We start from the raw sequence: 13,052 nt of genomic DNA on the forward strand, positions 1-13,052 counted from the left end.
TGGGCGCCGACACAAGCGACGGGTCGGCGCACCGGAGCGACCCGGGCGGCCCGCCCGCGTCCACAGACGGCACCGGGCGCCGGGCGGCGCCGGTCCGGCCGCTGGTAGACAGAGCCCATGACTGCAGCGACCCAGGACGACCCCGCCCGCGTGGCCGCCCGGGAGGCCGCCGAGCAGCACCTCCGAGCCCTGGTCGGACGGGACGACGCCACGCTCCGCGAGGACCAGTGGACCGCGATCGAGGCGCTCGCGGTCGACCACCGCCGGGCCCTGGTCGTGCAACGCACCGGGTGGGGGAAGTCGGCCGTGTACTTCGTGGCCACGGCGTTGCTCCGCGCCCAGGGCGCCGGGCCCACCGTGATCATCTCCCCCCTGCTCGCGCTCATGCGCAACCAGATCGCCGCCGCGGACCGGGCCGGCATCCACGCCGTGACGATCAACTCCACCAACAACGAGGACTGGAGCCGGATCGAGGACTCGATCCGCGCCGGGGACGTCGACGTGCTGCTGGTGAGCCCGGAGCGGCTCAACAACCCGTCGTTCCGCGACCAGGTGCTCCCGCGGCTGGCGGCCACCGCCGGGCTCGTCGTGGTCGACGAGGCGCACTGCATCTCCGACTGGGGCCACGACTTCCGGCCGGACTACCGACGCATCCGCACCCTCCTCGGCGAGCTCCGCGAAGGCATCCCGGTGCTGGCGACCACCGCGACGGCCAACGAACGGGTGACCCGCGACGTCGCCGAGCAGCTGGTCCCGACCGGTACGGCGACTCCGGACGGGCCGGCTCGGCCGGACGGCGAGGTCGTCGTCCTGCGGGGCGAGCTCGACCGGGCCTCACTGCACCTCGCGGTGGTCCGGCTCAAGACCGCGGAGCAGCGGCTGGGCTGGCTGGCCGACCACCTCGGCGACCTCCACGGCTCCGGGATCATCTACTGCCTGACGGTCGCGCAGACCCAAGAGATCGCCGACTTCCTCCGGGCGCGCGGCCACACGGTGGCGGCGTACTCGGGCCAGACCGAGGCCGGCGAGCGCGCCGCCCTCGAGACCGACCTCGCCGAGGGGCGGGTCAAGGCACTGGTGGCCACGAGCGCCCTGGGCATGGGCTTCGACGCGACGCTCGGGTTCGTCGTGAACGTCGGGGCGCCGTCCAGCCCGGTCGCCTACTACCAGCAGGTCGGCCGCGCCGGGCGCGGCACGGACCGCGCCGACGTGGTGCTGCTGCCGGCGCGCGAGGACCGCGACATCTGGGCGTACTTCGCCTCGCTGGCCTTCCCGCCCGAGGGCCTGGTGCGGCAGGTCCTCTCGGTCCTCGACGGCGCCGACGGCGCGCTCGCCACCCCCGCCCTCGAGACGTACGTCGACCTGGGCCGCTCGCGGCTGGAGATGCTGCTGAAGGTGCTCGACGTCGACGGTGCGGTCCGCCGGGTCCAGGGCGGCTGGGTCTCGACCGGGCAGGAGTGGGCCTACGACCGGGATCGGTACGCCCGGGTCGCCGAGGCCCGTGAGCGCGAGCAGGCGGCGATGCTGGACTACCTCGGCACCGACCGGTGTCGCATGCGCTTCCTGCGGGACCAGCTCGACGACCCGGCCAGCCAGGACTGCGGTCGCTGCGACAACTGCGGGGGTGTGAGCTTCAGCGCCGAGGTGTCGGAGTCGTCGGTGAGCCTGGCGCACGACCGGCTCAGCCGTCCCGGCGTGCCGGTGCCGCCCCGCAAGATGTGGCCGACGGCCCTGGTCAACCTCGGCATCGACCTCAAGGGCAAGATCGCGGACCCACCCAGTGAGGGGCGCGTCGTGGCCCGGCTGACCGACCTCGGCTACGGCCAGCAGCTGCGCGACCTGTTCCGCGAGGGCACGCCGGACGGGCCGGTGCCGGTGCCGCTGGTCAGGGCGGTGATCGCGGTGCTCGAGGACTGGCAGCCTCGGGCACAGGCCATCGTCCACGTCGAGTCCGCCCGTCGCCCGACCCTGGTCCGAGACTTCGCCGACGGGCTCTCGCGGTTCCTGCGGATCCCGGTCGTGGGGCGGTACGCGATCGCGGACGCCGGCGTCGGCCCCGGGCAGGGTGCCGCGAACTCCGCGCAGCGGGTGGCGGCCGTACTGCGACGACACCGGCTCGAGGCGGAGGTGCCGGCCGGGCCGGTGCTGCTGCTCGACGACCTGGTCGGGACCGGCTGGACCATGACGCTCGCGGCCCGGGCGCTCCGCGAGGCCGGCGCGAGCGACGTACATCCGCTCGCGCTGGGCAGCACCGGCTGAGACCCGGAGCCGTCAGGCCGACACAAGCGACGGGTCGGCGGTCTGGGGGCCGACACAAGCGACGGGTCGGCGGTCTGGGGGCCGACACAAGCGACGGGTCGGCGGTGAGGCGGCGTACCCCGGGCGGGGCTGGGTCGTTGTGTCCACATGCCCTTCCGCCGGACCCATCGCCCGCGCAGCGTCCCGGGCCACCGCCCGCGTCACCTCATGCTCCGCTTCCTGGCCACCGTGCTGGTCGGGTCCGCGCTGGCGGTGCTCCCCGCCGCTCCGGGGACGACTGCCGCGCCGGGGACGACTGCCGCGCCGGGGACGACGGCTGCTCCGGGGACGACGGCCGCGCCGGCTGGCGTGGCGCCGCGGATCACTGCCGGGCCCTCGCACTCGGTGACCACGCTGCACTTCCGGGTCCGCGTGGGGGAGCAGGGCGACCGGGTCTGCGACATCGTCGGCGACCTCTACCGCCCCGACGGCGCCAGCCGGGAGGACCGGGCACCCGCGGTGCTCACCACGAACGGCTTCGGCGGCTCCAAGGACGACCAGGCCGGGATGGCGGGGTTCCTCGCCGACCGCGGCTACGTGGTGCTCAGCTACTCCGGGCTCGGCTTCGGCGGCTCGGGCTGCAAGATCACCCTGGACGACCCCGACATCGACGGCCGGGCGGCCAGCCAGCTGGTCGGCTACCTCGGTGGCCGGCGCGGCATAGCCTTCCGCGACGCCGAGCACAGCGAGCCGGCCCCGCGGCTGCGGGTGGTCCGGCGGGACCGCCGTGACGCCGAGGGCAGGCGCTCGCGGCACGACCCGCGGGTCGGCATGGTGGGCGGCTCCTACGGTGGCGCGATCCAGTTCGCCGCGGCCTCGGTCGACCCGCGCATCGACGCGCTCGTGCCGCTGATCACCTGGAACGACCTCTCCTACTCGCTCGCGCCGAACAACACCGGACAGACCGGCGTCAGCAGCGCCGTCACCGGCTCGGTGAAGCTGACCTGGGGCCTGGGCTTCTCCGGTCTCGGCGTGGTCAACGGGCTCCAGCACGCGGGCGCCGACCCGGCCCGGCTGACCCCGTGCCCGAACTTCGCCGACTTCGTCTGCCCGACCCTCGCGTACGCCGGCGTGACCGGCGGCTTCGACGACACCTCGATCGGTCACTTCCGGCACGCGTCGGCCGCGTCGTACATGGAGCGGGTGACGGTGCCGACCCTGCTGATCCAGGGCCAGAACGACACCCTGTTCAACCTCAACGAGGGGGTGGCGAACTACCGGGCCCTGCGCCGCCAGGGCACGCCGGTCAAGATGATCTGGCAGTGGTGGGGCCACTCGCTGGGCCAGCCGGCGCCGGGCGAGCTCGATCTCGACGACCCGGACCCGCGGACGCAGTACCTCACCCGGCGGATCGTGCGCTGGTTCGCCCGGCACCTCGAGGACCGCAGCGTCGGCACCGGACCCCGGTTCGCCTACTTCCGGGACTGGGTGGACTACGAGGGTCGTGCCGACCCGGCCTACGCGACCTCGAAGAGCTACCCGGTCGGCGTCCGCGCCCGATACCGCCTGTCCGGCTCCGGGCTGGAGCCGGAGGGCGATCCGGTCACCCCGGGCAGCCAGAGCTTCGTGACGCCGGTCTCCGGCCTGCCGTCCTCGGCCGACGAGCCGGACGTCATCGGCTTCGCCGGCGTCCCCTCCCCGCTGCCGGAGACCGACGCACCGGGCACCTTCGCCCAGTGGGCCACCGAGCCGCTGGAGCGGGCGGTGCGGGTGGTGGGCAGCCCGGAGCTCGACGTCCGGGTGCAGGCGCCGCTGGCGGCGGGACCGCAGTCCGGCGACCCGGCCGGGCAGCTGGTGCTGTTCGCGAAGCTGGTCGACGTGGCGCCGGACGGCTCCGCGACGGTGCTGCGCAACCTGGTGGCGCCGGTCCGGGTGGCCGACCCGTCGCAGCCGTTCACGGTCACCCTGCCCGCGGTCGCCTACCGCTTCGCCGCCGGCCACCGGATCAGGCTGGTGCTCTCCGGCGGGTCGACGAACTACCGCGGGAACCTGGTGGGCCAGCCGGTCACGGTCGAGGCCGGCGCGGGCCAGGTGCTGAGCCTGCCGGTCCGCTGAGCCTGCCGGTCCGCAGATGCGGACGGCTCAAGGACGCTGCCGATCCGCCGGAACCCGCCGCCGACCCGGGTGACGGGTCGGGCTGGGCTCAGACCAGACCCCGGACCGCGTCCACGATCCGCGGGTCGTCGGGCACGACGCCCGGGCTGAACCGGGCGACGACGCTGCCGTCGGCGGCGATCAGGAACTTCTCGAAGTTCCACGTGACGTCGCCCGCCTCGCCGGCCTCGTTCGGGGTGCGCACCAGCGAGGCGAACACCTCGTGCCGTTCCTCGCCGTTGACCGCGACCTTCTCGGTCATCGGGAAGCTCACGCCGTAGGTCGCCGAGCAGAACTCCGCGATCTCCTCCGAGCTCCCGGGCTCCTGGCCGCCGAACTGGTTGCAGGGCACCCCGACGACCGTGAAGCCGTGGTCGGCGTACTGGTCGTGCAGCCTCTCGAGGGCGGTGTACTGCGGGGTCAGGCCGCACTTCGAGGCCACGTTGACCAGCAGCGCCGGCCGGCCCTCGGTGATCTCCCCGAGGGTGGCGGGGGTGCCGTCGAGGCGGGCGATGGTGGAGTCGAGGATGCTCATGGTCCGAGCCTACGGATGTCGGTGGGCCGCGCTAGCGTCAGGACCCCACCCCGAGGAGGCAGCACCACGTGAGCTTCGTCCCCGTCACCGGGCCGGCCACCTTCCGGGCGGCGGTCCCGGCCCGCGAGAGCGAGGTCGAGTTCACCGACGGCCGGCGGACGGTCACCCTGCCGGTGCGGGCGGCGCTCCCGGTGCTGACCCGGGCCCACACCCGCGACGACGTCCACCCCAGCGTCGGGCTGCTGGCCGGGGCCGCGCTGCTCGGGATGCGGTTCGTGGCGGCCGGGCACCTCGAGCCGGTCGCCGACGGGTGGCGGGTCGGTCCGCTCGACCCCGACGACGAGGAGCGGGTGCGGCTGCTGGCGGTGGCCCGCGCCCACGCCGGCGAGGCCGACCCGGAGGCACTGGTACGCCGGGTGGTCGACGCCGTGGCCGACGCGCTGCCGCGCTCCGCGCCGCGCGCCGCCGGACACCGCACGGCCGCGACCCGCACCTCCGGGGCGGCCCGGCCGAGCGGTGTGGCCGGGCCGGGCGAGGTGACCGGGGCCGGCCTCGCTCCGCGCTCGGCCGGGGCCCGGACGGGGAGCCCCGGCTTCGCGGCCAGACTGCAGGCCCGGCTGGCCGGGCACGCCGAGCCCGACGAGCGACCCCAGCTGGTCACGTTGAGCCTGCGGGTCGAGGCCGACGAGGACGAGCTGGTCGGGGGCTTCGTCCGGATCGTGCTGCAGGTGCACGACGAGCAGAACCCGCTCCACTTCTGCGACGCCGCGACGTTGTGGACCGAGTCCGGCCCGGACGCCACGCACGGGTTCGGCGACCGGGCCCGGACCCACGCCACCATCGCCCTGCGGGCGGCGGCCGAGGAGTGGCCGGTGCTGGACCGCCTCCTCGAGCTGCGGGTGCCGGACCAGCTCACGCTGGACGCCGTCGAGCTGGCCTCGCTCCTCGACGAGGGTCTGACCGGGCTGAAGCGCCGCGGTGTCGACGTCCTCTGGCCGCGCAGCCTCGGCGCCGACCTGACCTCGCGCACCGTCCTGCGGCCGGGGAGCGGGCGCGACGAGCCGCTGACCGACGGGCTCTTCGGCCCGGCCTCGCTGTTCTCGTTCAGCTGGCAGCTCAGCCTCAACGGCGACCCGCTCACCGAGCAGGAGATGGACGCCCTCGCCGCGGCGGCCAGCCCGGTGATCCGGCTCCGGGACCACTGGGTGGTGGTCGACCCGGCCACCGCGCGCCGCGCGAAGCGTCGGCTGGTGCGCACCGCCAAGCCGGCGCAGGCGCTGGCGGCCACCCTCACCGGCGTGGTCACCGTGGACGAGGTGGAGACCGAGGTGGTCGTCGGCGCGACGCTGCACCAGGTGCGGGAGCGGCTGCGCACGGCGGCCGTGCGGGAGCCGGTCCCGACGCCGGCGGGGCTGGCCGCGACGCTGCGCGACTACCAGCGGCACGGGGTGACGTGGCTGGCCGAGATGACCGGCCTCGGCCTGGGCGCGTGCCTGGCCGACGACATGGGCCTGGGCAAGACGGTCACCGTGATCGCGCTGCACCTGCACCGGGTGCAGGCCGGGGTGGCCACCGGACCGGTCCTCGTCGTCTGCCCTGCCTCGCTGCTCGGCAACTGGCAGGCCGAGATCGAGCGGTTCGCCCCCGGGGTGCCGGTGCGCCGCTTCCACGGCGGCGAGCGGTCGCTGGAGGGCGTCGAGGGCGGGTTCGTGCTCACGACCTACGGCACCATGCGCAGCGACGCCGCTGGCGCCCGGGCCCTGCAGACCGGACCCGGCTGGGACCTGGTCGTCGCCGACGAGGCCCAGCACGTCAAGAACCCCCGGTCCGGGACGGCGAAGGCGCTGCGCCGGATCGACTCGACCGGCCGGGTGGCGCTCACCGGCACCCCGGTGGAGAACGACCTCACCGAGCTCTGGGCGATCCTGGACTGGGCGGTGCCCGGGCTGCTCGGCTCCCGCAACGCCTTCCGCAAGGTCTGGGCGGCCCCGATCGAGGCCGGGGTCGACCCGGCGGTGACCCGGCGGTTCGCCGAGCTCATCGCCCCCTTCCTGCTTCGGCGCCGCAAGTCCGACCCCGGCATCGCCCCGGAGCTGCCGGCCAAGACCGAGACCGACCACCTGCTGGCGCTGACCCGGGAGCAGGTGGTGCTCTACGAGGCCCTGGTCAGGGACTCGATGGAGCGCATCGAGCGGGCCGACGAGCACACTCGGCGCGGTCTGGTGCTGGCCCTGCTGACCGGGTTGAAGCAGATCTGCAACCACCCGGCGCACTACCTGCGCCAGCCCGGCGGCCGGCTCGCGGGGGGGTCGGAGAAGCTGGACCTGCTCGACGAGCTGGTGGGGACCGTCCTCGCCGAGGACGGCGCGGTGCTGGTGTTCACCCAGTACGTCGCCATGGCCCGGCTGGTCGAGGCCCACCTCGCCGCGAGCGGCGTACCGACCCAGCTGCTGCACGGCGGCACCCCAGTGCGCGAGCGCGAGGCCATGGTGCGTCGCTTCCAGGCCGGCCGGGAGGCTGGTGGGCCTCCGGTCTTCCTGCTCTCGCTCAAGGCCGGCGGCACCGGACTCAACCTCACCGCCGCCGACCACGTCGTCCACTTCGACCGGTGGTGGAACCCGGCGGTCGAGGACCAGGCCACCGACCGGGCGCACCGGATCGGTCAGACCCGGCCGGTGCAGGTGCACCGCATGGTCTGCCAGGGGACGATCGAGGAGCGGGTCGCCGAGCTGCTGGGCCGCAAGCGGGCGCTGGCCGACTCGGTCCTGGCCCGCGGCGAGGGGGCGCTGACCGAGCTGGACGACGCGGAGCTGCGCGACCTGGTCACGCTGCGGCCCCAGCGGTGACCGAGGTGCCGGGTGCGGTCACCCACCCCCGCTTCCCGGCCCGACGGTCGGTGCCGCGGCCGGCCTCGTGGTGGGGCCGCGCCTGGCAGCGGGCGGTGGAGGAGTCCGCCTACGGCGAGGCGGACCTCCGAGCCGGCCGGTCGCTGGCCCGCGCGGGGGCGGTCGGCCAGGTCACGGCGGCGCCCGGCGGGCTGCTGGCCGCGGTCCGGGAGGGCGACGACGCGTGGACGACGACGGTCCGGGTGCCGGTGCTGGCCCCGGACGAGGTCGCGATCCTGGTCGAGCTGGTCGCCGCCGAGGCGGGCCGGCTGCCGGGGCTGCTCGCCGGCGACCTGCCGCACCAGCTGGTCGAGGACGCGGAGGAGTCCGGAGTCGAGCTGCTCCCGTACGGCGGCGAGCTGGCCGCCGAGTGCACCTGCGCGGCGTGGACGCCGCCCTGCCCGCACGCGATCGCCCTGCTCAGCCAGGCCGGCTGGCTGCTCGACCGGGACCCGCTCACGCTCCTGCTGCTGCGCGGCCTGCCCCGGGAGGACCTGCTGGCCGGGCTGCACGCCCGCGTCCGCGGCGCCGACCCCGAGGGCGGGCCGGACGAGGAGACGGACGCCGACGTCGAGACGGCGCACGACGCGGCGCTGCGGGCCGCCCGGATCCTCGACCGGCTGGACCGCGGTGCCGAGGTCCCCGACCACCTGTTCTGAGCCGCCTCTGAGCCCTCTGAGCCCTCTGAGCCCTCTGAGCCTGCCGAGCCCAGCGGACCCAACCGGGCGTCAGGCGCGGAAGACCGAGACCGCCCAGTCGGCGGAGTCGGTCCACGCGTCGGCCTCCCAGGTCGCGAACCGGTGCTCCAGGGCCCAGCCGACCGCCCGGGCGTCGGCGTCGAGGGCGTCGAGGGTGTAGTCGCGGTCGGTCGCGAAGCCGAAGACCGCCCGACCGCCGGGTCGCAGGACCGCGGCCAGCGCTGCGAGCACGGCCCGCTCAGTGCCAGGCTCGAGGTAGACCAGCACGTTGCCGGCGGCGACGACGAGGTCGAACGGCCCGTGCTCCGGGGTCAGCTCGAGCAGGTCGCCGTGCTCCAGCGGCAGGCCGGGGTGCTGGGCGCGGCCGGCCTCGATGAGCCCCGGGTCGGCATCGACCCCCAGGACGTCGTGGCCGCGGACGGCCAGGGCGTGGGCGACCCGGCCGGCCCCGCAGCCGGCGTCCAGGATCCGGCTCCCGCGGGCGGCCAGGGCGTCGACCAGGCGGGCCTCACCGTCGATGTCGTGGCCGGCGGCGGCCAGCTTCTCGAAGCGCGAGGCGTAGGCGGCCCGGTCCCGCTCGGACCACTCGGCGAACCAGCGGGTCACACCGACGCCCCGGTCCGGCCGAGGGCGCGCAGCGCCATCTCGGTGAGCATCGCCCGCATCTCCGGCTCGGGCAGGAAGGCGCTGTGCGGCGTGGAGTTGAGCAGCCCGAAGGCCGCGTGCGCCCGGGCCAGCGCCTCGACCTCGGAGAGCCCGTCGTCGAGCGCCCGGAGCTGGCCGGCCCACAGCCCGACGTACTCCCGCTGCAGCTGCCGGACCCGCTCCCGCGCCTCGACGGGCAGGGAGGCCCAGTCCCGGTCCTGGACGATGATCAGGGCCTTGTTGGAGAGCGCGAACGAGACGTGCCAGTCGACCAGCGCGATCAGCGCCGGCTCCGGGGCGCCCGCCTCCTGGACCCGGGTCCGGCCCACGGAGAGCAGCTCCTCGCTGATCGAGACCAGCATGGCGGCCAGGATCGCGTCCTTGGCGGGGAAGTGCTTGTAGAGCGCGGGGCCGCTCATGCCGCAGGCGGCGCCGAGCTCGCCCACCGAGACGCCGTGGAAGCCACGCTCGGCGAAGAGGCCGGCGGCGGTGGCGAGGATCTGCTCACGACGGCTGGTCACCCGCCCAGCCTAGGTGAGGAGGCGTTAACCCTTCCCCGGGCTGGCACGATGAGCCCATGACCGGACTCCTCTTCGTGAACGGCCGCGTCTTCGACGGCCAACGGGACCGTGGCAGGCAGGCCGTCGCCGTCCGCGACGGTCGGGTGGTCGCGATGGGCGACCTCGACGTGGCCCGGGAGCAGGCCGGTCCCGACGCCGAGGAGGTCGACCTCGCCGGCGGGATGCTCGTGCCGGGCTTCCAGGACGCCCACGTGCACCCGATGATCGGCGGCCTCGAGCAGCTGCGGTGCGACCTGTCCGGCCTCGGCTCGCGGGAGGAGTACGTCGCGGCGCTGCGCCGGCACGTCGCCGAGCGGCCGGACGACGAGTGGGTCCGCGGCGGCGGCTGGTCGGTCGACATGTTCGGCCCGGAGGGGCCGACCGCGAGCATGCTCGACGAGATCGTCTCCGACCGGCCGGCGTTCCTGCCGAGCACCGACCACCACGACGCCTGGGTGAACACCCGCGCGCTGGAGATCGCGGGGATCACCTCGGCCACCCCCGACCCTCCGGACGGCTGGTTCGTCCGGGACGCCGACGGCAATCCGACCGGCACCGTCCGGGAGGCCGCGATGGCCATGGTCGGCGACCACGTCACCACCTCCCGCGAGGAGTACGCCGACGCGTTGCGGTCGGCGCAGCAGCACCTGTACTCGTGGGGGATCACCGGGTGGCACGACGCGCTCATCGGCGGCTACGCCGGGCTGGACGACCCGACCCAGGCCTACCTGGACCTGATCGCCGCGGGCGAGCTCAATTCGCTGGTCCACACCTCGCAGTGGTGGGACCGGGACCGGGGCCTGGAGCAGGTGCAGGACCTCTGCGACCAGCGGGACCGGCTGGCCGAGGCGGGCCTGGACGCCCGATCGGTGAAGGTGATGATGGACGGCGTCACGCAGACCTTCACGGCGGCGATGAGCGAGCCCTACGTGGGCGAGCTGCACTGCCCGTGCGGCGACTCGGGGCTGAACTTCCTCAGCCGCCACGAGGCGATCGAGGCCGTGACCGCCCTCGACGACGCCGGCTTCCAGGTGCACTTCCACGCCATCGGCGACCTGGCGGTCACCCACGCCCTCGACGCGGTCGAGGCGGCCCGGCGGGCCAACGGCATGAACGACCGTCGGCACCAGGTGGCGCATCTGCAGCTGGTCCGCCCCGAGGACCGCGGCCGGTTCCGCTCGCTCGGGGTCTCGGCCAACATCGAGGGGATGTGGGCCAGCAGCATGACCCCGGCCGTGGAGCTGCTCGCGCCGCACCTCGACGACCGCCGGATGCAATGGCACTACCCGGTGGCCGACATCCTCGCGGCCGGTGGCCACGTCGCCGGGGGGAGCGACTGGCCGATCAACCCTCCCGACGTGATCGCCGCCATCCACGTGCTGGTGAACCGCTGCGCCTACGGCTCCGACGAGGACGCCAAGGACCCGCTCACGCCGGAGCAGGCGATCACCATCGAGCAGGCCCTGGAGGCCTACACGCACGGCTCGGCCTGGGTGAACCACCGCACGGACGCGGGCATGATCCAGGTCGGGTCCCGGGCGGACGCGGTCGTCCTCGACCAGGACCTCTGCGCGCTCCCCAACGAGGAGCTCGGCCGGACCCGGGTGATGCGGACCTACACCGAGGGCCGGCTGGTCTTCGAGCGCGATGGACGGGGCGGTTAACAGTCGCTAACCTTGTCGGTCGGGACCGGGAACGAGCGAGTTGGGAAGGTGGGCGCGGGATGGCCGAGGACCTCAGGACGGTGACCGCGGACCTGCGAGCCCGGCTGGCCGCGGCGCGCGAGGGCGGCGCGGGCGGCTCGGACGCCGCCCGGGCCAAGCACACCGACCGCGGCAAGCTGCTGGTCCGCGACCGGGTGGACCGGCTGCTCGACCCGGGCTCGCCGTTCCTCGAGCTCAGCCCCCTGGCCGCCACCGGGATGTACGCCGGCCCCGACGCCTCGCCCGACGACCCGGACGTCGTGCCGAGCGCCGGCATCGTCACCGGGATCGGCCGGGTCAGCGGCCGCGAGGTGATGGTGATCGCCAACGACGCGACCGTGAAGGGCGGCACCTACTACCCGATCACCGTCAAGAAGCACCTGCGCGCCCAGCAGATCGCCGCCGAGAACCGGCTCCCGTGCATCGCCCTGGTCGACTCCGGCGGCGCGTTCCTGCCGCTCCAGGACGAGGTCTTCCCGGACCGGGAGCACTTCGGCCGGATCTTCTTCAACCAGGCCACGATGTCGGCCCGCGGCATCCCGCAGGTGGCGGCGGTCATGGGCTCGTGCACCGCCGGCGGCGCCTACGTCCCGGCGATGTCCGACGAGACCGTGATCGTCCGGGACCAGGGCACGATCTTCCTCGGCGGGCCGCCGCTGGTGAAGGCCGCGACCGGCGAGGTGGTCACCGCCGAGGACCTCGGCGGCGGTGACGTCCACGCCCGCCGCTCCGGCGTGGTGGACCACCTCGCGGAGGACGACGCGCACGCGCTCGCGATCGTCCGCAGCATCGTCGACACCTTCGAGGTGGGCGCCGGCTTCGAGACCGGCACGGGCCGCCGCCCGCAACCGCCCCGGGAGATCGAGGAGCCGCACGAGGACCCGGCCGGGCTCTACGACGTGGTGCCGGCCGACACCCGCACGCCGTACGACGTGCGCGAGGTGATCCGGCGGATCGTCGACGGCAGCCGGCTCCAGGAGTTCAAGGAGCTCTACGGCGAGACACTGGTCTGCGGCTTCGCGCGGATCCACGGCCACCCGGTCGGGATCGTCGCCAACAACGGCATCCTGTTCAGCGAGTCCGCGCTCAAGGGCGCGCACTTCATCGAGCTGTGCAACCAGCGCGGCATCCCGCTGGTGTTCCTGCAGAACATCACCGGCTTCATGGTCGGCCGGGAGTACGAGAACCGCGGCATCGCCCGGGACGGTGCCAAGCTGGTCACCGCCGTCGCGTGCAGCGTCGTACCGAAGTTCACCGTGGTCATCGGCGGCTCGTTCGGGGCCGGCAACTACGGCATGTGCGGGCGTGCCTACGACCCGCGCTTCCTCTGGATGTGGCCCAACGCCCGGATCTCGGTGATGGGCGGGGAGCAGGCCGCGGCCGTGCTCGCCACCGTGCGCCGCGACGGCATCGAGGCCCGGGGCGGGTCCTGGTCGGCCGAGGAGGAGGAGCAGTTCCGGGCGCCGATCCGGGACACCTACGAGGCCCAGGGCTCGCCGTACTACTCCACGGCCCGGCTCTGGGACGACGGCGTGATCGACCCGGCCGACACCCGGCGGGTCCTCGGCATGGGCCTGGCCGCCGCGGCCGACGCGCCGATCCCCGGCCCCTCCTACGGCATCTTCCGGATGTGA

Annotated in this window: 9 protein-coding genes; 6 read left to right on the forward strand and 3 right to left on the reverse strand. The window is 74.6% G+C overall.

Features of this window, described 5'->3' with window-relative positions; genetic code table 11:
• The first annotated feature begins 117 nt into the window (after nt 1-117).
• Both IE331_RS00385 and IE331_RS00390 read left to right on the forward strand, forming a co-directional pair.
• The gene (locus tag IE331_RS00385) at nt 118-2,259 is read left to right on the forward strand and encodes a DEAD/DEAH box helicase (protein WP_192139422.1); all 2,142 of its coding nucleotides are present in this window, start codon (nt 118-120) and stop codon (nt 2,257-2,259) included.
• A gap of 207 nt (nt 2,260-2,466) precedes the next feature.
• Nucleotides 2,467-4,353 (forward strand): CocE/NonD family hydrolase, encoded by a 1,887-nt coding sequence (locus tag IE331_RS00390; RefSeq protein ID WP_192139424.1) that lies wholly within the window; start codon nt 2,467-2,469, stop codon nt 4,351-4,353.
• Between the two features lie 88 nt (nt 4,354-4,441).
• Here IE331_RS00390 and IE331_RS00395 read toward each other — a convergent pair whose 3' ends face one another.
• Nucleotides 4,442-4,927, reverse strand: a complete 486-nt coding sequence (locus tag IE331_RS00395) for a glutathione peroxidase (protein ID WP_192139426.1) — start codon at nt 4,925-4,927, stop codon at nt 4,442-4,444.
• Nucleotides 4,928-4,995: 68 nt separating this feature from the next.
• Here IE331_RS00395 and IE331_RS00400 point away from each other — a divergent pair, with 68 nt between their 5' ends.
• Together IE331_RS00400 and IE331_RS00405 are read left to right on the forward strand one after the other, a co-directional pair.
• The gene (locus tag IE331_RS00400) at nt 4,996-7,773 is read left to right on the forward strand and encodes a DEAD/DEAH box helicase (protein ID WP_192139428.1); all 2,778 of its coding nucleotides are present in this window, start codon (nt 4,996-4,998) and stop codon (nt 7,771-7,773) included.
• Complete coding sequence (locus tag IE331_RS00405) at nt 7,770-8,471, forward strand: SWIM zinc finger family protein (protein WP_201930814.1); 702 nt, start codon at nt 7,770-7,772, stop codon at nt 8,469-8,471. Before IE331_RS00400 ends, IE331_RS00405 begins: the two co-directional genes overlap by 4 nt.
• A gap of 69 nt (nt 8,472-8,540) precedes the next feature.
• Here the strand turns inward: IE331_RS00405 and IE331_RS00410 are convergent, their stop codons facing one another.
• Nucleotides 8,541-9,116 (reverse strand): class I SAM-dependent methyltransferase, encoded by a 576-nt coding sequence (locus IE331_RS00410; protein ID WP_192139430.1) that lies wholly within the window; start codon nt 9,114-9,116, stop codon nt 8,541-8,543.
• Nucleotides 9,113-9,676 carry a TetR/AcrR family transcriptional regulator gene (locus IE331_RS00415; protein WP_192139432.1) on the reverse strand — a complete coding sequence of 188 codons (564 nt, stop codon included), beginning with the start codon at nt 9,674-9,676 and terminating at the stop codon, nt 9,113-9,115. Before IE331_RS00415 ends, IE331_RS00410 begins: the two co-directional genes overlap by 4 nt.
• Before the next feature lie 56 nt (nt 9,677-9,732).
• Here IE331_RS00415 and IE331_RS00420 point away from each other — a divergent pair, with 56 nt between their 5' ends.
• Both IE331_RS00420 and IE331_RS00425 read left to right on the forward strand, forming a co-directional pair.
• Nucleotides 9,733-11,379: an amidohydrolase gene (locus IE331_RS00420; protein WP_192139434.1), complete on the forward strand. Its 1,647-nt coding sequence runs from the start codon at nt 9,733-9,735 to the stop codon at nt 11,377-11,379.
• Between the two features lie 59 nt (nt 11,380-11,438).
• Nucleotides 11,439-13,052, forward strand: coding sequence for a carboxyl transferase domain-containing protein (locus IE331_RS00425; protein WP_192139436.1), 1,614 nt, complete (start codon nt 11,439-11,441; stop codon nt 13,050-13,052).

The organism is Nocardioides donggukensis (assembly GCF_014842875.1).
In the GTDB taxonomy this organism is placed as follows: Bacteria; Actinomycetota; Actinomycetes; order Propionibacteriales; family Nocardioidaceae; genus Nocardioides; species Nocardioides donggukensis.

Coding starts and splice junctions, on each gene's coding strand:
- IE331_RS00385 (WP_192139422.1), top strand. CDS start 118: ATGACTGCAGCGACCCAGGACGACCCCGCCCGCGTGGCCGCCCGGGAG.
- IE331_RS00390 (WP_192139424.1), top strand. CDS start 2,467: ATGCTCCGCTTCCTGGCCACCGTGCTGGTCGGGTCCGCGCTGGCGGTG.
- IE331_RS00395 (WP_192139426.1), bottom strand. CDS start 4,927: ATGAGCATCCTCGACTCCACCATCGCCCGCCTCGACGGCACCCCCGCC.
- IE331_RS00420 (WP_192139434.1), top strand. CDS start 9,733: ATGACCGGACTCCTCTTCGTGAACGGCCGCGTCTTCGACGGCCAACGG.
- IE331_RS00425 (WP_192139436.1), top strand. CDS start 11,439: ATGGCCGAGGACCTCAGGACGGTGACCGCGGACCTGCGAGCCCGGCTG.